Here is a 25430-nt window from a genome sequence, read left to right as displayed (position 1 = left end):
ATTATTTGCTGTCTATACTGTTAAAATTTAATAATATTCTTCATTATTCGCTTTAATTAGAAATAACCGCTAATAAGCTAACGTCTGGTATAAGTAACGAGCTAACCATACACATGAAGTGTACTCATCTTATTAAGCTTTCTTAGAAAATAAATTTTTACTGTTAACACAAACACCGTTTTCTTTAAGAGGTGACAAAGAAACTGATGGATCCCATATCCGCTGCCAAACACCTCCAAGCATACTAAAATCAGGCCTAGCACTTACCTTTTCAGTATGACTCTTAACAATCCCCATACTCGTTTGCTCGCCAACAATAAAATTAAACACATAACTACACTCCACACCCATGCGTAAATCGGATAAAACAATATACTGCTCTGCTTGTTTTACTGAATAAAAGCCTTTCGTGAACCATTGTAGTCGTTGCACATCCCATTCATCTTTAATATTAGTAAGCAGAGAGTCTGACGAATGATATGCTTCTAGACTTACCTCAGATACTGAGTCAAACACAGAGACATAGCCCTCGTAATATTGACCATCAGACATAACCAATACCCGCCAAAGTAGCGTAGAAAAAGGCGCAGGTGTACTCAAATAATGATGTGTTTTTATCTGTCGATCGTTTAACGCTGTTGTGACTTTATCGTCTATGTAAAGCTTTGCCACCAAAGACCAACAGATATAAAGTGTGCTTATCGCCAATGCAAAATTATTGATTTTTAAAGCACTTGCCGGTTTAACTCTGGGCAGAAAAATAACAATAAACGCAAACAATAGCGGTAAGGTATACATGGGGTCAATGATAAACAAATTAGAGACCGCAAACGGATATTCAGTAATAGGCCACAGCAATTGCGTACCGTAAACAGTGAAGCTGTCCAAAATCCCATGAGTAGACAAGCACAAAAATACCAACACAAACCAGTGTTTCTTATAAATGGCTGTAGCTTGATGACATTTGGTTATTAACCAGGCAATTAAAGGGCTAATGAGCAAATGTACTAATAACGAGTGGCTAAATCCTCGATGGTAGGTAAAAGCTTCAACATCACCGCTATAGGGTAAGAATACATCTAAGTCAGGCAATGTTCCTAAAACGGCACCATAAATAGCTGCTTTAGGACCAACTTTATTTCCTAATACCGCATAGCCGACAGCGCCGCCCAAGACAGCTTGTGTTAATGAATCCATAATGACCTTGCTGATTTAACAATTATTCTTCTAATACGCCTTTATCTACAATTCTAGATCAATTGAGACAGCAAATTTTCTTTGGTTTTTCATACTGTTTAAATGGTTAATAAACTATATTCATTGAGTTTACTGACAATTTTAACAAGAAGCTTGTTGTTCATAGAGCGTGACATGACATAAACTTTCTATGGCATTTAACTCATATAATATACTCATGACAGAGATAGAATAACTAAGGTAATGATTAACATCTTGTTCGACGATCAAAGTTTCATTATTCCAAGATAAAAAAACCGCAATTAAGCGGCTTATATTATGATGCTAGTAGACTTATTTTGCTCTCATATCTAATATTGGCATATTACTACTACCTAAAATTGTTGCTGGAAGCTTACCATCCCAGTTTTGAGCTTCTGTTAGCTTAACAATTAAAGGGTTGTTACCTAGTGCTTTAGCTTTAGCCGTAATCGCTTCAGCTTCAGCTAAGCCTTTAATTCGAATAGATTCAGCTTCTGCTATAGCAACGAGCTTAATACCATCTGCTTTTGCTTTTGCCGTATTTACGTCACGTTGCGCTTCTAAATTTTGACGTGCGAGTTTATGTTTCTCCGCATCAGCTAGATTTTTTTCTGTTTGCTTAGTCTCAATAGAGGTTAAGTACTTAGCCGGTAATTGAATGTTTTCAATTTGAATGTTATCAACAGTAACAGGAAAGTCTTTCATTTCTTCGATAAAGCTTGCTTCAATCGCTTGAATGGCACTTGCTCTATCTTGTATTAATTTTTCTGCATCATACTGTGGGATAACATCTTTTGTAGCAGATCTAAAACGAGGATCAAGAATTCTATTTTCAAATTGCTTTAAACCACCGTATTGGCGAAAAAGTTCTAGCGCAGCTGTCTTGTCTACCGTCCAGTTAACTGAAACAATAACAGTTACTGGCATTTGCTCTTTAGTACTTGATGCCATTTTTTCTTCATTTTTTCGTGTTCTGACTTCTATCTCTTCAACGCTATCAATAAAAGGCACTTTAAAGTGTAAACCAGGGTTAACCTGCTCTTTGGCTTCACTGAAGCGTTTGACAATGCCGATGTGCCCTTCATTGACGGTGTAAACAGAGCTGAAAAATAGGGTAACAGCAATCGCCACTGTTATTATTGATTTAGTTGGGATATTTAATTTTTCTATATTCACTTTTCTACCTCAGAGGCTTAATTAGGTGCCCATATTTAAAGACACATTCGTTAAATATTACAGCATGTTATTCGCTATGCAGAGACCATAACCTTTTAAGTGACATAACGTCAAACTTACACCCGAGTGAACCAGCTCTGCAAGTCTAAACAATCGATAAAATTAACCATTAGTAAGTTCACCTTATCAGTTAGGTGAACTCAAAAGTGTTGTATTAATATTTTTTCTGTCGGCCATTCGACAAAAGTTAATGGGTCTGTTGTCATTTATGTGGCATTAGCAATCATCTTAATAGCAATATCAGTTAAATCGGTCACTTCTCCGATGCCGATAGTACTTTCTAACTGAGTTTCCAGATCATCCGCTAAGTCTTTATCTAGACTTTTTAAATAACTGATTTCGTCACGGTAATACATGTTTTGCACTTTATCACTTTTTTTCAATTCAACTTTTAAAATTGCCGGTTTACCATGATTAGATACTTTCTGGGTATATTCTTTCAATTGGGCAGATTTTTTCAATACCGATAAGTCACGATACCAAAAGGAATACTCTTCTTTATCATCTTTATCTTTAGGTAAAACAAGAATATAAAATGCACGAGCAGGTAATTCTTTATAAGCAAGTACCGCAATAATTGATAAGCAAGAATCTCTAAACTTTTGATTGCTTAATAGATTAAGAATAATTTCTTCACTATTTTCATTTTTATAGACAAGGTGCTTAAGTGCAGAGTTACCACTAAAGCTCGCCGCATTAATATATTGTTGGTGCTTAGTTGCTTTTAAGTAGAATGGAATAGAGAAATGATTGTGTGCATATATATTCCTCATCGCTTTCTGCAGACCATAAATACGACTACCGCGTTTTCCGCAGGCTTCAAGGGTATCAACATGTTGATAAATATATTTTCTTATCGCCCTGCAAGCTAAATGTTTACTTTCAATTGTATTCATTAATAATCGAACAGCCCCATGGCTGTCATAACCTAAAACAATATATTTCTGTTTTTGTAGTGTTCTATCTTGTTCAGAAAAAGGTACGGTTAATTCAATTTCAATTTCTTCACCGGCTTTAAATTTAGTTTCTTTTACTAGGCTAACTAACAAACCTTGTATAGAGATATTTTTAGTTATACCGGGGATATGAGTAACAACATTATTACTGCGTGTAATTGCCATTTTAAAAGATAATACAAAGCGGTCTTCACCTCTAGAATCATCATTTTCTGCCGTTACAATTTCGGTTTCATCAAGTGAGTCAATCGCACTCAGTTGAAAACGTTTTGGTAATAAATTTTCTAATTCAATGATGTCTTCGCTGACCGGCCGATGTATTGTTTCATACAAGCTAGTAATATCTGATAAGGTGATCATATGATCGCAATTACTGATCATATCTAGCGCCGCTTTCGGGATTGCCCTATTTAACACAGCCATCTTAGGATGTACATGACAAGGCAAGGCAGACGGAACATAAGCATCTTCTACAGAATTAATAAACGATGAGGATATTTTGACTACTCGAAAAAGGCTATTTTTGAAATAATTATTAAAAACAGCTTTGACGCTTCTATTATTAACAAAATCGTCATACCAAATAAGGGAATAAATGAAGGTATCTTTATATTTAGATTTTAATATAAAAGCATATTTATCAACCGTATTCCTCTCATTTAACGCCTTTTGTATATCTTCGTTACCCAGTAGTACGGGTAAGTGAAAATTTTCATCTGTATCACTAAAAAACCGCCAAAACTCATCATTACCCGATGTTTTCATCGCAACTTTCGCATGCCATGCATTATTATTTTTATAACATAGTAACGGAATGTCGTGAGTTTTATTTAGATACAGTTGCTCGTAACCTTTAGAGGTAACAGAATCAAACAAAGGGGTGATAAATCGTTCTGTAGGACCAATAATAGCTAATTTTTTTTGTCTTAGGTAATGAGCGAACAAAACCCGCATTTGCTGATCTGTTAATGGACTTGAAAATTTCAATAAGTATTCAAACTTATTTGCAGAAGATTTTTGACTATCAATAATAACAAATCCGAGTTCAAGCTCTTCAGTGAAATCTATTTCGGTATGATGGTCATATAGCCACAGGTACACTTTATTTGCTATAACACCTGCTATTTCGTGAGAGGTCTGAATAACAACTTTTTGATTATTCATCTTCTCAATGTTAGCCGTAATACCTACCTCTTTTTTCCCTTGCGCGGTCATCCCCATAATAGGGTTGATAAAGACTTTACAAGCAGAGTTAAGTTTTTTAAGTTCGTTAATTATTCTATTTTTATTTACTAAGGGTTTAGGTTCGGTTTTATCTATTTTAAATTCTGAAAATTCGCTGTCATTTTCGTTTTCGTTTTCGTTTTCAATATTATATTTGCTGACACCTTTATCTTTATTAGCCGCTCTCTTTTGAGCGTCTTCATAAACTTCATAGTAAAGTGCTGTTGTATAAAGATTTTGATATTCAACAAGTTTTTCATTGAATAGCTTTTTACCCGCTATATCCAAATAATGATTAACTTTATTGTGTGTAACTATTTGACAATCAGCAAAGATCAGCCGTAAATCTATTGGTTTATTAGCTTGTTGGGCAAGTTTTTTGATTTCATTTTTAACAGCAAGGTGTTGACCAGAGTTTTCATCAGGTAGAAGTTTTTTAACTAAATATTCCAATCTATCATTGCTGGCATAGGGGACCAAACTTAAGATTTGTTTTTCAAACTTTTGTAAGTGAGGACTGATGACACTGCTCATTAATCGTGGTACCTCGTATTTTGAAGCTAAACACATTGGAAGGTATTCAATTCATAAACCATTAACGTTGATGGTTTAATCCTAGTGCATATTCATAAATAAGACTAAATAAATGTTGCCATGTTGGTTAGTTGTTTTATTGGTCTGTCGTTATCGGCACAACCGCCATTATACTTTAGACTTTATTAACTGCCTATGTGGATATAATCAACAGGCATGATAGGGAGCGCGCATTTATTGCTTGCTCCTTTTCGCTAGAGGTCGATAGTTCTAATTAAAAAATAAGTAGGCCAAATTTCGCGTACCTGATACTCCCACTCAGTATCCACTTTGCCATTAGGTGATTGTAAAAACCAATACCTCGCCCATTTACTGACAACTTTACCTGACTTACTTAATTTTAATGGCGAAAACCGACGCTGGTATCGGTTGCCATCATACTCAACAATTGCGTTATTTCTTGCTCTTTTATGTAAGCTATCTAATGCCGTACTAATGAGTTCGACCTTTGATAAGGCCAATATACCTTGTTCTTTTAAACAAGCTAATATCGCCGCTTTTTTTATACTTACCTGCATGTAATCATCTATATGAGGAGTATAAACCATGCCCGTTAGACCATAAATAGCGGCTCGCTCTCTATCAGCAAGTGCTTTTAATGGGATAATTAGCTGATTAATTTCATCTAATTCACTGATGACATGCAATTTTATAGGTAATTTAGACAATGCCTACGCTCTTATAAATACTCATTGATTTCTCATTAATTTGGCGGATCTATATTATTGTCAATGCTGTTGTTTAAGCGGAACCACCCTGCTATTGAGAATCTATCGCGCTTAGCAGGTAATACTTCATGCGGAAACTCTTCGCTTAAAAAAACAACTATCGTACCAAAGCTGGGCAATACTTTAATTTTACTGTTATCAACGACAGCGGAGGCTGGTATTTTTTTATCATAAATCACTAACTCGCCTCCATCATCAGCGGACCAATGCTGATTAAGGTAGACAACAACAGATAGCACCCGATTACCCTCACCTTTAAAAGCATCTTTGTGCTTCTTATAAAAGTCGCCTTTGGCATAATGAGCAAAATGACTTTCAAAAGAAAATAATCCGAGAAACAACCGGCGATTAAGATAAGCTTGCAGTGACTCGGCCCACGTTATCCAAGCACAACTGGCTTGGTTGTTACTGGTTATCCAGCTTATTTCATCTGTCCGTATAAAATCATTAATCATATGATCTTTGGCACGACCTATTCCAGCACGTTTGAATTTTTCAGTAGGTAACTCAATAATATGATTTAATAACAGATGGGTTAATTCTTCAGGCAGAGCATAAGGACGAATACTATAGCCCTTTTCAACAATATCATTGGATATTGACTCGAACAGTGATGAGTCACCACCAGAGTAAGTTATTTGAGCTAGGTTCAACTACATCCTATCTTAGGAAGTAAAACTAACATTTTCTTGATAATCTAATAAAATAATGAATGGTCTATATTAGCACTTTGAATATATTAGTGTGAGCATTCGTTTTAATAAATGATTTAAACTTTTGTCGACAGTAGATGTGATTAGTTAGAAAGTGAAAACGTTACAGGCGGATAGCGTAAGGTCAAATCAGATAAAATAGTAAGACACTTTGCTAATAGCTAAAATCATTCCTACAGTTAACGCATAGAACTGCCAGTAGACAGTTAATTCAAGGAACGAATGTGCAAGTAACTAATAAACTTATTAAAGAAACATCCAAACAGTTTTCGACTCATATTTTAAATTCAGGAATGGAATGCGGCATCAGTCAAGATATTACCGACCCACAAGGAAAAAGAGTTTTTTTAAAAGCAGGTACTGAAATTACGGAAAAAATCCGTTTAAAATTAACTAACTTACAACAAGAGGGGATCATCGGCCATGAAGATGTAATTTCTCTTACAGAAGATACCAGTAATGAAGATATATTAGCGCCGATCCTAGACTTAGCTAAAACAAATCCTGTAATAAATAACTTTCAGCTAAATGAAACACTGGTAACCATTGGCGACTTTATAAAAGGCGGCTCAATTCCAAAGAAGATTATTGATCACCTCAGTATATTTTCACACATCAACCCCTCTGCATACCAAAATACTTTAATCAATTTGGTATTTGGCACCCATATCGGTAAAGCAAACAACTATTCTCCAACCGAATTAACGGAACTTATCTCTGTTTTGTTTTTTGAAAATATTGGTTACGCAAGACTTAACAATACAATGAAAGATGCAAAGTTAGTTCACCCTATCTTGAGTAAAGAAATAGTGAGACTTGCGGGCTTAGAGAGTAAGTTAGTCTTAGAATCGATAGAACAACATGAAGAGAAATTGGATGGCTCTGGTTACCCAAAAAAGTTAACACAAATTCATGAGTACGCTCAAATCTCACAAATAGCGAATCAATATTCTCAGATCACTAGAAAAAGTAAAAATATTAACACGGCCATCGGAGAACTCTATTTATTAGCCGAAGGATTTGACTTTAGGACCAGTCAAAAAACGCAGGCTATTTATTCTTATCACTTACAAAGGCCCCTATTAGCAATAATGCAAGAAAGTATACAAACAGATACCCATCGACAAGCCTACGGAAACCATTTATATGACCAATTATCAAAAGTCATTAAATGGACAAACACCTTAAATACTAACAACCCAGAAATGAATTTTATTCAAGCTAAACTTAGGAGCACATTATGGGTGTCAGAATCATCACAGCAGCCATTCCAAATAAAAAGAGAAGAGCTTAAAGATAATCAAGTTTGTAAAATGTTTATCAATGACGCTCGAAGATTAGTACTGCAAATTTCACAATTTGCCAATTATTTCAATCAGATACTCCATTACCCGATTAAAATTGATAATATATCAACCAATAAAGAATATTTTTTAAAGTTAATCAATCCAATAATTTAACTGGCTTAACAATGACTTAATATCGATTCTCGCTGAATTCTTTGGTTAAATAGCAGTTAGTTTGCATACCCACTGCCAATAGCAGTAAATGGCAGCTCAAGTTCGAGCTCAGGGACTTGTAAACCTATCCAGGCGACAAAAGTATTACTATTAGGGCCTGGGAAGATACTATATTCATTCACCCAAGGATAGCGGGCAATTGCGGCCTTAATCTTAGGAATTAGTTTAACCGCTTTATCACCTTTAATAGAAAGTAATAATACCGGCTTTGAGCCATACCAATACCTATCTGGTGTTAATGTTTGGTACTGTCTTATTGCTGATAACCCTTGATTTACTTGCCAACCAGTAACTTCATAAACACTATACTCTGCTGCTTTTTCTTCTTTGATTGCAAGCCAAGGGTGAACAGCAAACCAACCACGCCAACTAAAAGCATCTGCGGCATAAAACTCTACAACAGCCCTACTATCGTCATTGGGTAACGTTGCAATACCAGCAGGCTCTCTGCTCGCGGTTCGCCAGTTGTTATGGGTACAAGCACTCAGTAGGAGTACAATGCAGATAATCGTCCAAAATCTCATATGCGCTATTATTACACCGGTTTAAGCCTAGATTATATTGCTTAGGCTGGGTTTGATAAATTTAACCTATATTCTTATTGGCAATAAAATCCCTATTACTTTAAAATCAGAATACACTTCTTTTTTCAAATAAAACCAATCTGTTGGCCCAATTAGAACCATAGAATAAGTTTCAGATGAATATTTACGCCACTTTAAAGCTTCACTTAAGCTGAGCTTTTTTCTTTGATAGTGTAAAATTTGCATAAAAAGTTGTCACTACACCCGCGACAAGAGAAAGCATCGCTAAGCCAAATAATGCGTTATCTTGAGATTCAAAGGCTAATAGATATACCCCCAACACAACACAGAATAAACCAACATAAATAAAGACCTGAGGGTGTGAAATAATTAGACCCGTAGATTCGGTATTTTTCCCTTTATGGGATTTAGTATGTGATGAAGCTTTTCGTTTATGTTTATTTGTTGGCATCGCCAATTCCTTAATCTTTATAACAATATGTTATCGGTACATCTCAACGATGCCCTCATTGTAACTAGTAATTAATTTATACTAATATTAGATAAGATCAAATAATTATCTCTAGCTGGAAATGGCTAAATACCATTAAGATGATATAAAACAAAAATAATTAAAACACATCATAAATATTCAGCAATAATGTATACCGTCAAGTCAACTTGAATGACGAAGCCTAGCACCCCAACTTATTTGTGCAGCCAAGTACTTAAATTAACTCTCGTTAATTGCCTAAGCAGTCATTTGGCGAGGCGCCATTCGTGAATGGGTTATTTTACGTTACTGTAAAATAAAAAATGCCTAATATTAAGATTTAAATCTCAATATTAGGCATGAGTTAGCAGCCCGTTATAAATATCTTAGCCGTGTAAAGAGGGTAGATATTTATCTGTTTACCAATAATTAATTTTCAAAAATTATTGGTAAAGCTAGTGCTTATTTAAAATGCAAAGTCTTCACTGGCTAGAGCCATCATCGAGTCTACACCACCTTCAATACAAGCTGCATGTCCTTGAGCTCTAGGAAGTATACGATGAAAGTAAAATGCTGCTGTTTTAATTTTAGCTTGATAAAACGCTTCATCTTCACCAGCGTCTTTTAGTTTACTTTGCGCTACAGAGGCCATTTTTGCCCAGAAGTAGCCTAATGTTACATAACCGGCAAACATCAAGTAATCAACCGAAGCACCACCAATCTCATCCGCGTTCTTCATCGCCTTTTGACCAATATCACCCGTGATCATTTGCCACTGTTTAGCGTATGAGTTTAGCGTACTAACATATTCACTCATGGCTGGATTATCGGCATTGTCTTTCGAAAAAATAGCGATATCTGTCATAAACGGCTTCAAAATTTGACCTTTACTGCCCAAAATTTTACGGGCTAATAAATCTAACGCTTGAATACCCGTTGTGCCTTCATAAATACAACTAATTTTAGTGTCACGCAGAAGCTGTTCCATGCCCCATTCTTTTATAAAACCATGTCCACCAAAAACTTGAACACCATGACTTGTACATTCGAAACCTAACTCTGTTAAAAATGCTTTTGCAATAGGTGTTAGTAAGGCTAATTTGTTTTCTGCATCGGCTTTAACATCAGCGTCATCTGATGCGTGGGTTATATCAACTAATTGCGACAAATAGCCAATTAGTGCTCTACCGCCCTCAGAAATAGACTTTTGCGTAAGTAGCATACGACGAACATCAGGGTGCACAATAATAGGATCAGCTGGTCCATCTGGATTTTTTACGCCGCTAATAGAACGCATTTGCAAACGATCTTTTGCATAAGCTAATGAACCTTGAAATGCCGCTTCAGCTGCTGCAGAACCTTCCATTGCTACACCTAAACGAGCAGCATTCATAAAAGTAAACATGCAGTGTAGGCCACGGTTCTCCTGTCCAATTAAAAACCCTTTAGCGCTATCAAAGTTGATAACACAAGTGGCGTTAGCATTGATACCCATTTTATGTTCAATTGAACCACAACTCACAGCATTTCGGTCTGCTTTTGTGCCATCATCATTGACATTAAACTTAGGAACAATAAACAAAGAGATACCTTTACTACCTTCAGGAGCACCTGGTAGGCGTGCGATAACAATATGTACAATATTCTCTGATAAGTCATGCTCTCCGGCTGAGATAAATATCTTTGTGCCGGTAATCGCATAGCTACCATCATCGTTTAATATAGCTTTGGTGCGCAACATGCCAAGATCAGTACCACAATGTGATTCAGTTAAACACATAGTGCCTGTCCAGCTACCTTCAACTAATTTAGGCATATACTGTTGTTTTTGTTCACTGGTGCCATGAGCTTCAATTGTTGCTTGTGCCCCATGACTTAGACCAGGATACATAGCAAAACTATGATTAGCAGACGACATCATTTCACTAATAGACGCATTAAGAGAGTAAGGTAATCCTTGCCCACCAAACTCTTCACTCTGAGATAATGTTGGCCAGCCACCCTCAACGTATTGTTGATAAGCATCTTTAAAACCATCTGGCGTAGTTACTACACCGTCTGTCCACGTACAACCTTGCTCGTCACCGATTTGATTTAAGGGTGCAATAACTTGTTCAGTAAACTTGGCTGCTTCTGAGATAATAGCGTCAACCATATCTTCACTAGCATCATCGTAACCTAATTGTTTATAGTGTTTGTCGCAGTCTAATAATTCTTGCATTACAAACTTAATATCACGAACTGGGGCTTTATATTCAGGCATTCTATTGACTCCAAAAATTTATTATTAACCGTTGACTTCACTATTCAACATTGCTTTAACCAAGTGGTCATACCACTGATATTATCGATATGAGATAAATTAGTCAAATGAATTTAATTTATCCCTAACTATTCAGTATCCATATAATAAAAGTTAATGCGCTTCTGACATACCCAGTGAAAATAGCCACTTACTATATGATTTTAGAATAGAGCGTGATAATAATTATTCATTGGTTTTATTAATATAACCGCTCTACCATCAGAAAATGCGCTTTAATCTCTGTTAACCTTATTACAGTGGCTATTTATACCCTCTTGTAACAAGTATAGATCACTTTTTTAAGCGATTTATATTGGTTAATAGTGGATTAAACGTTACCACAAATTTAATCGCACAAAGCTAAGTCTCATCTATAATTACCCTTAATATGAGACTATTTTAAAATTATAAAGGAGTCTCAATGTCTTTAACCACCCTCTTAGAAAAGCGTAATTCAGTGCGTGCTTATTTGGAAACACCCGTCGAACAAGCATTATTAGAAGCTATTTTTACACAAGCACAACGCGCCCCTTCAAATTGCAACGTACAACCTTGGCAAACTTGCGTGGTGTCTGGCGCTAAAAAAGAATCCCTTAAAAATGATTTACTCTCAGCAGTTATGAGTGGCAAACCACCAAACCCAGACTTTAACTGGCTACCTAAATACGAGGGTATCCATAGAGATCGCCAATTTGGTTCAGCTAATGCACTTTACAGTGCTATTGGTGTTACTCGCGAAGACAAACTGGGTCGTCAAAAAGCGATGATCCGAAATTGGAGTTTTTTTGATGCTCCCCATGTAGTATTTTTTACTATGGATAAATATCTCGATATTATGGGTGCGGTTGATTTGGGTATTTATGCGCAAACTCTTTCGCTAATTATGGCTGAGCACGGTATATCAAATTGTATGCAAGGGGCATTGGGGCAGTTCCCAGATCCAATCAAAAAATCCTTAAACTTACCAGAGCAAAGAGGTATTTTGTTTGGTATGTCATTTGGTTACGCTGATATAAATGCGCCGATAAATAAAACTCTTACTGATCGCGAAGATATTACCAATGCGGTTAGCTTCTTTAAATAAAGACTCACAATAACAATTAATGAGTCGTTATTAGCAATCATGTTTTGTTCAAGACAATGTTGAATAATCATATTGAAAACTAATACAAAATATTTACCCAGCAGATAATAAAGAATACTGAGAGTCGGCATGGATATTACTGAATTAGTTACATTTATAAGACAAAAGGTGTACCTATTGGTATATTTTAAATTATGATGGGCATGGGACTAACCTTTTCCATTGGTCTAATTAATCCTTGACTGTTATTACCTATTATTGGCTCTAGTTTGACACATTTTATGTTATTAACGCTTGAATATACCGTCGATATTCTGCTTAGGTTGTTACGTTCAAATATCATTTAACACAAAAAAGCCTTAACTCAATATATGGTAAGCTAACGTACCTATAAAAAAGGTAAAAATTTAACCTTACTACCAAGCGACGCCTATTCATTAAGTTGATAACAATGAATTTTAAGGAAAAAATGTAAACATGATTACTGTACATCATCTTAACAAATCACGTTCTAAACGTGTTATCTGGTTGTTAGAAGAGCTTAATATGCCTTATAACATTGTTAAACATCAACGTGACCCACTCACAAATTTAGCGCCTGAAAGTTTAAAATTAATTCATCCGCTAGCAAAAGCACCTATTATCGTAGATGGTGAGGTTACTTTGTGTGAGTCTGGCGCGGTTATGGAATATATTCTTAACCATGCAACAGCAAGTAATTTAAGGCCAAGCATTGATTCTAATGAATATTACCATTATTTAGAGTGGTTACACTTCGCAGAAGGGTCCTTAAGTTTACCTGTGATAACGACCTTGCTGATGTCAATGGAAACTCGTGAAGGCACTCAGCCTCTTGACGGTTATATTGCTAAAGAAAATCATCTCGATTTCTCATATATCGAAAATACTTTAACCGTAAGACGTTATTTTGCTGGTGATTCTTTTAGTGCTGCTGATATTATGATGGCAGTGATACTCGAAATTGCAGAAAGTATTGGTTTGTTAGAAAGCAAAGACAAAACTAAAGACTATCTCGTCAATATCAGAAAAAGACCCGCATATCAAAAAGCGGCTCAATTTGGCTAACAGCCAGTGATATCAATTTTAACAACTATAGGAAAGAACATGGAATTAATAGATTTTGAACTCAATGAAAACATTGCAACGATCACCTTAAAAAATGGCAAGGTTAACGCTATTTCTCATCAAGTAATAACAGAAATAAACAGCGCTTTAGATCAAGCAGAAGCAGCAAAAGCGGCCGTTATTTTAACAAGTCAACCGGGAATATTTTCAGGTGGCTATGATTTAAAAACGATGAAAGAAAGTTCTGACTCTGCCGTATCACTAGTGACAGCAGGCTCAACGCTTACTCGCCGTATGTTATCTTTCCCCTTTCCTATTGTTGGCGCCTGTACCGGCCATGCAATTGCCAAGGGCGCATTTTTATTACTCAGTTGCGATTATCGTATCGGCACTCTAGGTTCATTTAAAATTGGACTCAATGAAGTGGCTATTGGTATGACCATGCATCAAGCTGGCCTTGAACTCGCTAGAAACCGAGTACCGATTAACTATTTAACGCGCTCGGTAATAAACGCTGAATTGTTTGATCCAGAAACAGCTGTATTAGCTGGATTTCTTGACACATTAGTTGAACCCGACCAATTAATGGCAACGGCAAAAGCTGCGGCTACCCAACTGTTAACCCTAAATATGACAGCACACCATGGTACTAAACTAAGAGAAAGAAAAGACATACTAACGGCATTAGATGCGGCGATAGCAATAGATTCAACGATGACCTTGAGCCTATAGTAAATCTACCATGACTCACTAAAGTATTTTCTTAGCGCTACACAACAAGATCGCTCACAATATATTAGGCCGTTAACTTATGATAAAAAAATTCACCCTGTTTTCTGTTTTATTATTTCTGTGTGTTTACTTTAGTGGTGCATGGTATTTTTCTTCAAAAATATTAATACTGCCAATTACTGAGTGTACACAAGCCCGTTTTGTCTTTTGTGGAGAGCCAAGTGAACAAGGCCTCAGTTTTGAAGAAGTTTTTTTTAACACAGATGATGGGCTAACACTGCCGGCTTGGTATATGCCTGCAGATAATGACACCCATAAAGCGATATTATTAGTACATGGTAGAACAGCAAACCGAACTGAAGGTATGCGCTACGCTAAAGCAATTGTTGCTGCCGGTTATAATGTTTTAGCTATTGATCTGCGTCATCCCCGTCAAGACCCTGCTATTATTTCAACCATGGGCTATCACGAGAAGAAAGACGTCACAGCTGCTTTAAATTATTTAGTTGATGAGAAAAATATTAACTCGATTGGTGTGATGGGATTTTCTATGGGCGCAGCAACTAGCATCATAGTTATGGCAAAAGACTCTCGTATAAAAGCGGGTGTCTTTAGTGGTAGCTATGCTAATTCGATGGACGTACTCGCTGAACAGGCAAAAGTACTCTACGGTCTTCCTCGTTATCCATTAATGCCAATGGTAGCAAAATTTTTTGCTTGGCGCGGCGATTTAGAAATTGATGAAATTAATCCCGAGAAGTACATCGCGAACATCTCGCCTCGACCTGTTTACATTATGCATGGCACAGCCGATAAAACCGTAGATTTTAAACACGGACAACGTTTATTTAGTGCCGCCAATGAGCCGAAGCAATTTTGGCAAGCTGAAGGTGGCGAGCACACTAAACTATGGCAACTCAACCCTGAAAAGGCTGAAAATAGTGTCGTTGATTTTTTTAATCGCTACCTTTAAAAGCTCTTCAGTTTAGTCTTAACCCTTTAATAATAAATTCAAGGGTAATAATCTTTTATATAATTTTTATCATAGGTGTTTATAAACGTATATGTCAAAACCTGTAATCAACTTTGTCCATGCCAATGGTTTTCCAGCAGGAAGTTACCGTACTTTTCTGTCATTGTTTTCAAACGATTATTCAACCATTGCTTTAGAACAATATGGTCACGATGATTGTTACCCCATTCATAATAATTGGCAATTTTTGGTCAATGAGCTGGTTAACTTCATTAAAAAGCAAGACCAAAAGGTCATTTGTGTTGGCCATTCTTTTGGTGGTGTCATTTCTTTTATGGCCGCTTGTCAGCATCCTGAACTTTTTCGTGGTGTCGTCATGTTAGACCCTCCAGTATTTTCTGGGCCATTATCTTGGTTTTTGAAACTCGCTAAAAAAACACCTTTTATTGATAAAATATCTCCAGCGGGTCGAGCTAAAAACAGGCAGAAACATTGGCCGTCTGAAACACAATTAGTTAATAATTTTGCTCAAAAGAAACTTTTTAAAAACTTTGATGCCCGTTGTTTACAAGATTACGTAGACAGTGCCGTGACATTAAAAAATAAAAGATGGGAGTTAATGTTTTCACCTGACGTTGAAGCCGATATATTTAGACACCTACCTTGCAATTTGACAACATATAAAAATAAACTGACGGTGCCATCTGCATTGATTTATGGTGATAAAACAGACGTATTGCCGGTAAGTTACTTTAATCGATTTGCTAAAATGAATAACATACCACTGACTAAATTAGCTAATGGCGGACATATGTTTCCGCTTGAACAACCAGAAGCAACCGCGTCTATAATTACTAACATTATAAAAGATTGGTAAGTAATGTAATAAAAGAGAAGCTGCTATAAAACGGCTTTTATTAGCCCTTCATTCATTACAGACAGGTAAAGCTGCAACCGTCCTTGGTTTTAATTTACTAGTGGGATATTTAGCTGAGCGCTTTTATCGCTCGACCTATGCCATCGACCGTTAAAGGGTACATTCTATCCGTTATTAACTGCCTAATAATTGAGATTGAGTGATGATAATCCCAATGAGTCTCTGGCTGTGGGTTTAACCAAGCGACCTTATTAAAATGACCAAGAATTTTGTGCATATGAAAGGTACCTGGTTTTTCATTCCAGTGTTCAACACTGCCGCCAGGTGCTGTTACTTCATAAGGCCCCATAGTGGCATCACCGACAAATATAACTTTGTAGTCCGAACCAAATGTTCTAATAATTTCTTCTAAATCAATAGTATCAGTACGGCGTCGGCTATTGTCTTTCCATAATCTTTCATAAACACAATTATGAAAATAGAAAAATTCAAGGTGTTTAAACTCGGTATGTGCCGCTGAAAAAAGTTCTTCACACGTATGTATGTAATCGTCCATAGAACCGCCGATATCAAAAAACATCAATACTTTTACCGCATTATGACGTTCAGGCTCCATATGTACATCGAGCATACCGCCATTTTTCGCCGTTGAGGTAATAGTAGTGTTAATATCAAGCTTTTCACTTGCACCGGTACGGGCAAATTTCCTGAGTTTTTTTAGCGCTAATTTTATATTTCTAGTGCCTAATTCTCTGTCTTGATCAAAGTTTTTAAATTCTCGTTTATCCCACACTTTAACCGCACTATTATTGCGATTTGCATCTTGCCCTACCCTAATACCTTCGGGGTTATAACCATAAGCGCCAAAGGGAGATGTACCACCAGTACCCACCCATTTATTGCCGCCAGCATGGCGTTTCTTTTGTTCTTCAAGACGTTCTTTTAACGCTTTCATTAGCTCGTCTAAACCACCTAATGCCTTTAACTTGTCTTTTTCTTCTTGGCTTAGGTGTTTTTCAAATTCTTTTCTTAGCCAATCCTCAGGTAATATTTTATCAAATATATCAATTGCTTGGATACCTTCAAAATATTCAGCAAATGCACTATCGAATTTATCATAATGAATTTCATCTTTAACCATAACAATTTTAGCTAGGTGATAAAACTCTTCCACATTAGCAAAAACAACCCCCTTTTTTAATAGCGCAATTAAGTCTAATAACTCACGCAAACTACAAGGAACTTTATGTTTTCTTAACGTTATAAATAAATCTATAAACACAACAACTACCTGTTTCTGCGACTAATAAAGGCGAGTTTTTCAAGTAGTGAGACATCTTGTTCATTTTTTAATAGCGCACCAAATAAAGGAATAATACCGGACTGCTTATCGATTAACACCTCTTGAGCAACATCGTCTGCGACCAGTAGTTTCAACCAATCGATTAACTCTGATGTTGAAGGCTTTTTCTTAATACCTTGTAAGTCTCTCAGTTCAAAAAACACTTCTAAGGTATGCGCTAATAACTCTTTTTTTACATCAGGGTGGTGAACAGCAATAATCTGCTCCATTTCTATTTTTGTTGGAAACTTGATGTAATGAAAGAAACAACGACGTAAGAATGCATCGGGTAGCTCTTTTTCATTATTAGACGTTATAATAATGATTGGACGTTGTTTTGCTTTAATAACTTGTTGCGTTTCATAAACATAAAACTCCATCTTATCAAGCTCTTGCAGTAAATCATTAGGGAACTCTATATCGGCTTTATCTATTTCATCAATTAATAATATCGGACGTTGCTCTTCTTCAAACGCCTGCCAAAGTTTACCTTTAACGATGTAGTTAGCAATATCATGCACACGTTCGTCGCCTAGCTGGCTATCTCGTAATCTTGATACGGCATCGTATTCGTATAAGCCTTGTTGTGCTTTAGTTGTTGATTTAATATGCCATTGATATAGCTTACAATTAAGCGACTTTGCTAATTCTTCAGCTAATTGCGTTTTACCCGTTCCTGGCTCACCTTTAATCAATAGTGGCTTTTCTAGGGTGATCGCTGCGTTTACCGCTAAGCGAAGTTCGTCTGATGCAATATAACTCTCTGTACTGTTAAACATGTTTTTACCTATTTTAGGGCTTAATTATAGTCTAATTCGACTAACATCTACGCAACGTTAATTGCGACCGGTGTACCATTTAAAGCAGCATTACCGGTTAAAGTATCTACTCGACTTGCATCGGTTAAATCATTAATACTAACACCTGGTTGCTTGGCTGCAACCGACATCTGGGTGCCTTGTTGATTATGTCCCCAGCCTTGCGGCATACTGACCACCCCACGTTGAATATCGTCGGTGATCACTACCTCTATTTTCACTTCACCTACCATTGAGCTCACCATAACAGATTGACCATTGCTAATGCCTAATACCTTAGCATCATCTGGATGAACCTCTAAGGTACAAGGATTTTTGCCTTTAATTAAGCGCTCGGAATTCTGTGTCCAGGTATTATGACTTTTCACTAAACGGCGACCAATTAAATCGAACGGATAATTGATATCACGAGCAGGATGAATAATAACATTTTGCAAACGCGGTAAATCATTAATATAGAGTTGCGGCACTAAGTTTACGCTACCTTGCTCGGTTTTTATCCGCGCTTCGATACACGGCATTAACGGTCCAATATCGATACCATGAGGATTGTCGATTAATTTTTCTAAGCTCATACCTTGTTTACCATAAGGACCCTTTTGCAATTCCATATCTAAGATCATTTCTGGTGTGTATTCATCAAGGTCTGTATCTGTCATTCGTGCCGCTAGCTCCTTCAGTATTTGCCAATCGGTGCGTTGATAGTCTGCTGGTTCAAACAATGGCTTAGAATATTTGACGGTATTTCTTACTGAAAATGAATTGAAGAAAATATCAAAATGCGAATTTTCAAGACCGGTTGTTGCCGGTAAAATAATATTAGCGTGTTTAGTGGTTTCATTAAGATAAATGTCGATGGCGACCATATAATCTAATCCTGAAAACGCATCAGCTAATTTATGTCCACTCGGTGATGAAAGCACAGGGTTACCTGCAACAGTAATTAAGCTTTTTATTTGACCTTCACCGGGGGTTAATATCTCTTCAGCTAATGTTGCAACCGGAAACTCACCATTGAAAAAAGGTAACTTTCTGACACGACTCTTATATTTCCCAAACGAGCTTTTATAACCCTTCTTATGATTTCTTAATAAATCAAAAGCGGGCTGTGGAAACATAGCACCGCCTGCACGGTCAAAATTGCCGGTTATAATATTCAGCACATTGGTTAGCCATTGGCATAAACCACCGAACGTTTGAGTAGATGCACCCATACGGCTGTAACACACCGCTGAGTCTGCAGTTGTCATATCATTGGTTAACGTTCTAATATCACTTGCCGGTATGCCGACATGCTTAGCCACTGATTCGGGTGAATAGTCATTAGCGATATTTTCCAACGCATCTAGTCCATCAACCCTATCTGCTAGATGGCGAAGATTAACGTTATTGGTTGTAAAAACACAGTGGATCATCGCCAATAACAAGAGTGCGTCTTTTTCTGGTCTGATAAACAAATGTTGATCGGCAATTTTAGCGGTTCGGGTACGGCGAGGATCAACAACAACAATTTTACCTCCTCGTTTTTGAATAGCTTTCATTCGGCCGATAACATTGGGTGCTGTCATCATACTACCATTAGAGACCACAGGGTTACCGCCAATAATCAACATAAAATCAGTGCGGTCTATATCGGGCACAGGGATTAACATACCCGCACCAAACATAAAATTAGCGGCAACATGATGTGGCATTTGATCGGTTGAAGCAGAACTAAAACGGTTTATCGTCCCTAACGCTTTCATAAATGGTTTTAGAAAAAGTGCATTACCTAAGTTGTGCGCGTTAGGGTTTCCTAAGTAAACAGCCAAAGCGTCACGGCCATGTTCTTTTTGAGTGCCTTTAAGTTTTTCGGCTATCTCGGTAAAAGCTTGATCCCATGAAATATCTTCCCAGCCATTAGCTGTCCGTCTAATCGGTGTTTTTAAACGGTCTTCATCATTATAAAAATCTTCTAACGCCGTTGCTTTAGGACAATTATAACCTTTACTGAAAGGGTCTTTTGGGTCGCCTTTAATCGATAAAATATGCTTATCTTGATACTTGATTTCTAAGCCGCACATCGCTTCACAAATATTACAGTTACGGTAGTGCGTTTTGATATCACTCATAGTTATCTCCTAATTTGACCCATTAAAAAATGAAAACCTTCTTGGTTAGCGGCTTACTTGTGGCTTAAAACATATTAACTATTGACGTTAAAATTTTTCTTCAATCCACTGTTTTGTCAGGCCAATACTGACCATACTTTTAAGCTTAAACAATGCCATCCAATCACCATCTTGAGGAACAGCATCGCCGCAACGGGGATCTGAACGTTGCAGCGCGCCCGTCATTTTATGATCTATAGGTATAGTTTCACAGCCATGATCTGATTCACAAATGAAATCCCAAGGCTCTCGAGCCGGAGCATGACAAGCAAAACAGTTGCCGCCAAAACGATTAACAACATCGACAAAACCACGCTTACCGATTTTTGACCCTTGTTCATTAACTTCTAGTTCAAAAAACTCCCAGTCACCCGTCGCGGGAAAAGTACCCGATTCACGTTTAACCATGGCTTCTGTTGGTACAAGTTGTACAACCGAACCCACGGGGTACTTAGCACCTTCTGGTGCATTGGCTGCGGCTAAAGTGCTTGTTATATCTCCTAAAAGATTATCAACATAAAAATGCCTGACCGGTGTCATATCTCTTATGCAGTTAAAGCTGTTCTCATCGACATTAACCTCTGTTATTGCTGTAACAGCGTCAGCGACACTTTGATCAGGGTCTGGTGTCTTAACGGATGTGTCTGCGCTAGCAGACAAGGATGTTAAACATGCAAACACTAAGGAGCACATCAGGTTATTAACAAGTTTCTGGGACATATTCATTTCCATTTTAATTAAGTATCGTAAAGTAAATTTGAGTTTTATTGATAAAAAAACACCTATAACCGCGTAACATTAAGCTGACCATCAGAGTTTAACGATAAGTTTGCCTTTATTTTCACCGGTAAAAAATAAGTTCAAGCCAGTCATCGCTTCATCAAAACCATCTAAGATATGAGCACGATACTTAATTTTACCTTGCATTACATAGGGTGTTAGCTTTTCTAATAGGGCTGGGACTTCGCCAAAATGATCTGGCATAGTAAAGCCCTGTATTGTTAAGCGTTTCTTAATGATAGGGATCCAACTAGGTGCTAAGTCTGGTTCTGCTTTTGGGTAATCAGCAATCATTCCACAAACGACAATTCGACCATGAGCATTCATCCGGGCAATAACATGGTGTTGGATGGGTCCACCGGTATTTTCAAAATAGACGTCAATACCCTTTGGCGTTAATTGCGCTAATGTAGTCGCTATATCATCAGTTTTATAATTTATCGCGCCATCAAAGCCTAATTCATTTACCACCCAATCGGCTTTTTCATCACTACCTACAACACCAATGACAGTAAGTCCGTCGGCTTTAGCAAGTTGCCCAACAATTGAACCAACCGAACCAGCCGCTCCAGAAACAACAAGTGTTTCCCCTTTTTGAGGCTTACCTATGCTGTATAATCCTTGTGTTGCGGTTAACCCCGGCAAGGCAAAAACCGATAAGATAGCTTCATCTGGTAAGGGTGCTGTTACTTTATTTAAACCCGTACCATCACTTAAGTAGTATTCTTGCCAACCCATCATGCCCATAACGCGATCACCAACGTTGAAGTTAGCATGATTACTTTCAACGATTTCACCGATACCTGAACTGCGCATAACATCGCCAAGGGCAACGGGTGGAATATAACTTTCTGTATCTGCACTCATCCAACCGAACATTGCCGGATCTAATGACATATGTGATTGTTTCACAAGAAATTGGTTTTTTGCCACTTCAGGAATATTCTTTTCTACAACATCAAACAAATCAGGTCCTATTGGACCACCAGAAGGACGTGCAATTAAATTTATCGCTTTATACGTTGTAATCATTATTATCTCTATGCGTTTATAGTATGTAATTGACGACTCTTTATTAAGAGACTATGCCAATAACTGATTTATACTCTTTATGTGGTTTAACTGTTGATTTTTATAAATCTGATCAAATGACTCCGCTAATTTTTCGCTGTCATTCATCACTTTTTGCCAATACCACATTCGCTGTTTGCGGCTCATGGTAACGAAGTCGTTTCTGTCAGGAATTTTATGATGAGGTAATGCGTCAATAAATTTAGCAGAAGGACAAATCAACACCGTATTGTCGTAGTTTTTTAATCTTACTTTTCTTGTTAAACTTTTATCAAACCAACCCGCCTTAAGTGATGAGCTAAAATGGGGGTAAAGTGTTAATCCTGGATTTTTAATCTCAAAATCAAAATGATAATCAACAATACCACCATCTCGATACATACCTTTTGGACTGTTTTCAATATCGCTAATACCCCGCATCACTAAGGGTATTGAACCTGAAGCTAGTAACGCGTTACGAATATTACCTGTTGAAAAAGGTAGACGGGATGTGGGTATGTTATCAGGATCGCTAAGCTCAAGGTTACTATGGCTCGACTGAAAAATATAACGCTCATATTGGCTATTTAAGCGTGGGCGGCTGATGCGATTATTAACATAGCTTTTTGCTAGGCCAAGTCCCTGAATAAATTTATTTTCATAAGCAACAAAACCGTTACATTTAGCAACGATGATATGCGCTTTAAAATGGAGGTTATCAACAATTTCTTGCTCGCCTGATTCACCAAAAATAGCATCCATCATTTCTAGTGCTTTTTCGCTAACCTCTGCGGGCTTGGCTTTAGCCGTGTAGGTAGTTTCATGATAATTTTTTGCGAGACGCCCTATTGCAGCGATGGGATCTTTTTGAGCAAAACATGCATTTCTAAAAGCACCAACACTTGAGCCAATAAGGTTTAATGCTTGTTCTCTATCTTTAAAAAACTCACTAAAGAGGTATTTATCTAAACCATATAAAGTAAACCATTTAGGTCCACCACTCGCCGCTAAAAAAGAGCTAAATAAGTCAGGTGAAAATCCATTTTCTTTAATCGTCTTCATGGCTGAATCGCCAGCATATATTTCTAACATATTATTTTGTTGTTCACTTTTTGGTGACAATAATAAATCATTATAATCTCTAAGCTATGGTAAACGTTAGAAATAAATTAAACAAATGAATAGTACTTATGGTTCATTATTCACCAAATGAATTCGAGTTAACGAAAACGAGAAATATAACCAAGCTTAAGATAGTGAAAAGCACAAATGAGGAGACTAAACCCAAAGCGTTCAGTCTCCTAACAGAGGTGAACTATTTTTTATTGGGATTAATCAGATATTTTTCGCCTGTTTTCTTAGCATTGTATTGTAAAACAATCGTTGGGGTCATCGCTTGTTCAAAACTTAATTCGTCAATAAACGCACAAGCAAAAGTGGTTTTTATCTCATCGGCCACTTGCTTTTGTAATTTTGCGATTTGTTGTGGTTGCAACTTGCTCAAAAAGCTCATCAATAACCAACCGCCTATGCCCCATGTCATTCCGTAAGCGCGATTTAAGATACTTGGGGTGAAGTCTAACCCCCCATAAATATAAACTTGTTTATTTGTCTCTGAACCATAAGTATTAAAGCCAACAGCGTCTTTACTGCCAGACTGCTCCATAGCGTTCAGGATATCACTGACAATTTCTCCACCACCTATTGCGTCAAAGGCTAAAGTTGCCCCTGTTTCATCAATCGCTTTATACAAATCAGCCTTGAAGGTTTTACTCGATGAATCACAAATATATTGAGCACCAATTGCTTTAAGTATATCGGCTTGTTGCTGACTTCTAACAATATTGACCAAAGGAATGTCTTGTGCCAAACATATTTTATTCAGCATTTGTCCTAGACTTGACGCTGCAGCGGTATGCACTAATGCACTGTGCCCCTCCATACGCATGGTTTCTACCATACCTAAAGCAGTTAAAGGATTTACAAAAGAAGAAGCAGCATGCTTAGCTGTAGTCCCCTCATGGTGAACAATACAAGCTTGTGCGGGTACGCAACAATATTGGGCATAGGCGCCTCCGGTTAAAACCGCGACTGTTTTCCCCATTAACGACTGAGCAGCGTCACTATCACCGGCAGCAATCACGGTACCTGCGCCTTCATTACCAATAGGTAATACTTGATCTAAACGAGATTTAATTCGAGGTAGTATACTGCTATGCACGGGTGCACTGAGCGTTAATTTATCTGCACTTAATACCGCCTCGGCTAAATTAGCAGGTCCAAACATCGGCCACATATCAGATGGGTTGATGGGAGCGGCTTCAATGCGAACGATCACTTCATGGGATTTAGGTGTCGCTACCTCGACCTCTTTTAAAGATAGTTCAAGTGTTCCGCTTGCAGAAATATGAGTAAATAATTGTTTTGAGCTTGTCATGATAAGATATTCTCCAGCTGTTTGTTGTCGTTTTATGACGTGGTAATTTTGATAGCGTTAGGTGCTACCTTGCGTGTTGTCTTGGCTACAATAACGATTACTTCCATTAGCGCCTTTCAGGCTCAGTCACTTTACGACCCTCAAGACTAAATTTGCCGGTTCCTAGGCCAGTTATTATTAATAAACCGGCTATTATGCCCATATTTTTAAAGAAGTTTTGTAATTCGTGACTCCGCGCCACACCTTCTGTCATTCCCCAAAAGTCATGCATAAATAGGCTGATCAACAAGGTTAGACCCGCTAATATAAAAGCAGACACTTTACCTTTAGAACCAACAATGATAGCCACTCCACAAACCAATTGAATAATAATGGTTAACACTAATAATAACGATACCATAGGAACATTGTGCTGCTCCATGTAGACACTGGTGCCCTCAAATTTGTTAATTTTACTTATCGCAGGGATAATAAAGTAAAACCCCATCAGTAAACGTCCCAACAAAAGACAGCTATTTTCTAAAATATTCAAGGGTAAATCCTTATCGTGTTAATGAGTTTTTTAGCTTCCTAGCAGAATAAAAAACGCC

22 protein-coding genes are annotated in these 25430 nt (G+C 37.2%); 6 read left to right on the top strand and 16 right to left on the bottom strand.

Annotation, left to right across the window (positions count from 1 at the left end):
- Positions 1 to 132: 132 nt before the first annotated feature.
- The 5 genes from H4J62_RS06070 to H4J62_RS06050 form a co-directional block, all read right to left on the bottom strand.
- Positions 133 to 1197 (bottom strand): metal-dependent hydrolase, encoded by a 1065-nt coding sequence (locus H4J62_RS06070; protein WP_182231316.1) that lies wholly within the window; start codon positions 1195 to 1197, stop codon positions 133 to 135.
- 333 nt (positions 1198 to 1530) lie between these two features.
- Positions 1531 to 2358, bottom strand: coding sequence for a prohibitin family protein (locus H4J62_RS06065; protein ID WP_395881227.1), 828 nt, complete (start codon positions 2356 to 2358; stop codon positions 1531 to 1533).
- Between the two features lie 302 nt (positions 2359 to 2660).
- The gene (locus H4J62_RS06060; protein WP_182217107.1) at positions 2661 to 5168 is read right to left on the bottom strand and encodes a hypothetical protein; all 2508 of its coding nucleotides are present in this window, start codon (positions 5166 to 5168) and stop codon (positions 2661 to 2663) included.
- A 254-nt stretch (positions 5169 to 5422) separates the two neighbouring features.
- Complete coding sequence (locus H4J62_RS06055; RefSeq protein WP_182217106.1) at positions 5423 to 5896, bottom strand: hypothetical protein; 474 nt, start codon at positions 5894 to 5896, stop codon at positions 5423 to 5425.
- 35 nt (positions 5897 to 5931) lie between these two features.
- Positions 5932 to 6609: a 2OG-Fe(II) oxygenase gene (locus H4J62_RS06050; protein ID WP_070376899.1), complete on the bottom strand. Its 678-nt coding sequence runs from the start codon at positions 6607 to 6609 to the stop codon at positions 5932 to 5934.
- 284 nt (positions 6610 to 6893) lie between these two features.
- Here H4J62_RS06050 and H4J62_RS06045 point away from each other — a divergent pair, with 284 nt between their 5' ends.
- Entirely contained in the window at positions 6894 to 8129 is a 1236-nt protein-coding gene (locus tag H4J62_RS06045) for an HD domain-containing phosphohydrolase (protein WP_182217103.1), read from the top strand.
- Between the two features lie 56 nt (positions 8130 to 8185).
- On the opposite strand, the gene H4J62_RS06040 is transcribed toward H4J62_RS06045, so the two are convergent.
- The 3 genes from H4J62_RS06040 to H4J62_RS06030 all read right to left on the bottom strand — a co-directional run bounded on the left by H4J62_RS06040 (position 8186) and on the right by H4J62_RS06030 (position 11469).
- Positions 8186 to 8713: a DUF3750 domain-containing protein gene (locus tag H4J62_RS06040; RefSeq protein ID WP_182217101.1), complete on the bottom strand. Its 528-nt coding sequence runs from the start codon at positions 8711 to 8713 to the stop codon at positions 8186 to 8188.
- Positions 8714 to 8915: 202 nt separating this feature from the next.
- Complete coding sequence (locus H4J62_RS06035) at positions 8916 to 9185, bottom strand: hypothetical protein (protein ID WP_070376896.1); 270 nt, start codon at positions 9183 to 9185, stop codon at positions 8916 to 8918.
- 487 nt (positions 9186 to 9672) lie between these two features.
- On the bottom strand, positions 9673 to 11469 hold the full coding sequence (locus H4J62_RS06030; protein ID WP_070376895.1) for an acyl-CoA dehydrogenase C-terminal domain-containing protein: 1797 nt from the start codon (positions 11467 to 11469) through the stop codon (positions 9673 to 9675).
- 463 nt (positions 11470 to 11932) lie between these two features.
- Here H4J62_RS06030 and H4J62_RS06025 point away from each other — a divergent pair, with 463 nt between their 5' ends.
- The 5 genes from H4J62_RS06025 to H4J62_RS06005 all read left to right on the top strand — a co-directional run bounded on the left by H4J62_RS06025 (position 11933) and on the right by H4J62_RS06005 (position 16263).
- On the top strand, positions 11933 to 12595 hold the full coding sequence (locus H4J62_RS06025) for a nitroreductase (protein ID WP_182217099.1): 663 nt from the start codon (positions 11933 to 11935) through the stop codon (positions 12593 to 12595).
- Positions 12596 to 13072: 477 nt separating this feature from the next.
- Positions 13073 to 13681: a glutathione S-transferase family protein gene (locus H4J62_RS06020; protein ID WP_182217097.1), complete on the top strand. Its 609-nt coding sequence runs from the start codon at positions 13073 to 13075 to the stop codon at positions 13679 to 13681.
- Between the two features lie 39 nt (positions 13682 to 13720).
- A complete protein-coding gene (locus H4J62_RS06015) occupies positions 13721 to 14413 on the top strand; it encodes a crotonase/enoyl-CoA hydratase family protein (protein ID WP_182217095.1) in 693 nt (230 codons plus the stop codon).
- Between the two features lie 79 nt (positions 14414 to 14492).
- Entirely contained in the window at positions 14493 to 15386 is an 894-nt protein-coding gene (locus H4J62_RS06010; RefSeq protein WP_182217094.1) for an alpha/beta hydrolase, read from the top strand.
- 91 nt (positions 15387 to 15477) lie between these two features.
- Positions 15478 to 16263 carry an alpha/beta fold hydrolase gene (locus tag H4J62_RS06005; protein ID WP_182217092.1) on the top strand — a complete coding sequence of 262 codons (786 nt, stop codon included), beginning with the start codon at positions 15478 to 15480 and terminating at the stop codon, positions 16261 to 16263.
- Positions 16264 to 16372: 109 nt separating this feature from the next.
- Here H4J62_RS06005 and H4J62_RS06000 read toward each other — a convergent pair whose 3' ends face one another.
- The 8 genes from H4J62_RS06000 to H4J62_RS05965 form a co-directional block, all read right to left on the bottom strand.
- On the bottom strand, positions 16373 to 17545 hold the full coding sequence (locus H4J62_RS06000) for a VWA domain-containing protein (RefSeq protein ID WP_182217090.1): 1173 nt from the start codon (positions 17543 to 17545) through the stop codon (positions 16373 to 16375).
- Positions 17546 to 17550: 5 nt separating this feature from the next.
- Positions 17551 to 18384 carry a MoxR family ATPase gene (locus H4J62_RS05995; protein ID WP_182217088.1) on the bottom strand — a complete coding sequence of 278 codons (834 nt, stop codon included), beginning with the start codon at positions 18382 to 18384 and terminating at the stop codon, positions 17551 to 17553.
- Between the two features lie 47 nt (positions 18385 to 18431).
- Positions 18432 to 20534, bottom strand: coding sequence for a molybdopterin-dependent oxidoreductase (locus H4J62_RS05990; protein WP_182217087.1), 2103 nt, complete (start codon positions 20532 to 20534; stop codon positions 18432 to 18434).
- Between the two features lie 87 nt (positions 20535 to 20621).
- Positions 20622 to 21293, bottom strand: a complete 672-nt coding sequence (locus H4J62_RS05985; RefSeq protein WP_259364825.1) for a hypothetical protein — start codon at positions 21291 to 21293, stop codon at positions 20622 to 20624.
- Between the two features lie 90 nt (positions 21294 to 21383).
- The gene (locus H4J62_RS05980; RefSeq protein ID WP_070377274.1) at positions 21384 to 22382 is read right to left on the bottom strand and encodes an NADP-dependent oxidoreductase; all 999 of its coding nucleotides are present in this window, start codon (positions 22380 to 22382) and stop codon (positions 21384 to 21386) included.
- Positions 22383 to 22436: 54 nt separating this feature from the next.
- A complete protein-coding gene (locus H4J62_RS05975; RefSeq protein ID WP_182217111.1) occupies positions 22437 to 23495 on the bottom strand; it encodes a patatin-like phospholipase family protein in 1059 nt (352 codons plus the stop codon).
- A gap of 223 nt (positions 23496 to 23718) precedes the next feature.
- A complete protein-coding gene (locus tag H4J62_RS05970) occupies positions 23719 to 24840 on the bottom strand; it encodes a zinc-binding dehydrogenase (RefSeq protein WP_182217085.1) in 1122 nt (373 codons plus the stop codon).
- Positions 24841 to 24946: 106 nt separating this feature from the next.
- Positions 24947 to 25372 carry a DoxX family protein gene (locus tag H4J62_RS05965; RefSeq protein ID WP_182217083.1) on the bottom strand — a complete coding sequence of 142 codons (426 nt, stop codon included), beginning with the start codon at positions 25370 to 25372 and terminating at the stop codon, positions 24947 to 24949.
- Positions 25373 to 25430: the final 58 nt, after the last annotated feature.

This window comes from Colwellia sp. BRX8-5, assembly GCF_014077325.1.
Taxonomy (GTDB): domain Bacteria; phylum Pseudomonadota; class Gammaproteobacteria; order Enterobacterales; family Alteromonadaceae; genus Colwellia_A.
This window is presented reverse-complemented; position numbering and strand designations above follow the sequence as displayed.

Bases quoted from the DNA above. Each gene is read 5' to 3' on its own strand.
- H4J62_RS06040 (WP_182217101.1), bottom strand. From the start codon at position 8,713: ATGAGATTTTGGACGATTATCTGCATTGTACTCCTACTGAGTGCTTGT.
- H4J62_RS06020 (WP_182217097.1), top strand. From the start codon at position 13,073: ATGATTACTGTACATCATCTTAACAAATCACGTTCTAAACGTGTTATC.
- H4J62_RS06030 (WP_070376895.1), bottom strand. From the start codon at position 11,469: ATGCCTGAATATAAAGCCCCAGTTCGTGATATTAAGTTTGTAATGCAA.
- H4J62_RS06015 (WP_182217095.1), top strand. From the start codon at position 13,721: ATGGAATTAATAGATTTTGAACTCAATGAAAACATTGCAACGATCACC.
- H4J62_RS05990 (WP_182217087.1), bottom strand. From the start codon at position 20,534: ATGAGTGATATCAAAACGCACTACCGTAACTGTAATATTTGTGAAGCG.
- H4J62_RS06025 (WP_182217099.1), top strand. From the start codon at position 11,933: ATGTCTTTAACCACCCTCTTAGAAAAGCGTAATTCAGTGCGTGCTTAT.
- H4J62_RS05975 (WP_182217111.1), bottom strand. From the start codon at position 23,495: ATGTTAGAAATATATGCTGGCGATTCAGCCATGAAGACGATTAAAGAA.
- H4J62_RS06060 (WP_182217107.1), bottom strand. From the start codon at position 5,168: ATGAGCAGTGTCATCAGTCCTCACTTACAAAAGTTTGAAAAACAAATC.
- H4J62_RS06005 (WP_182217092.1), top strand. From the start codon at position 15,478: ATGTCAAAACCTGTAATCAACTTTGTCCATGCCAATGGTTTTCCAGCA.
- H4J62_RS06070 (WP_182231316.1), bottom strand. From the start codon at position 1,197: ATGGATTCATTAACACAAGCTGTCTTGGGCGGCGCTGTCGGCTATGCG.
- H4J62_RS06035 (WP_070376896.1), bottom strand. From the start codon at position 9,185: ATGCCAACAAATAAACATAAACGAAAAGCTTCATCACATACTAAATCC.
- H4J62_RS05970 (WP_182217085.1), bottom strand. From the start codon at position 24,840: ATGACAAGCTCAAAACAATTATTTACTCATATTTCTGCAAGCGGAACA.
- H4J62_RS06010 (WP_182217094.1), top strand. From the start codon at position 14,493: ATGATAAAAAAATTCACCCTGTTTTCTGTTTTATTATTTCTGTGTGTT.
- H4J62_RS05985 (WP_259364825.1), bottom strand. From the start codon at position 21,293: ATGTCCCAGAAACTTGTTAATAACCTGATGTGCTCCTTAGTGTTTGCA.
- H4J62_RS05995 (WP_182217088.1), bottom strand. From the start codon at position 18,384: ATGTTTAACAGTACAGAGAGTTATATTGCATCAGACGAACTTCGCTTA.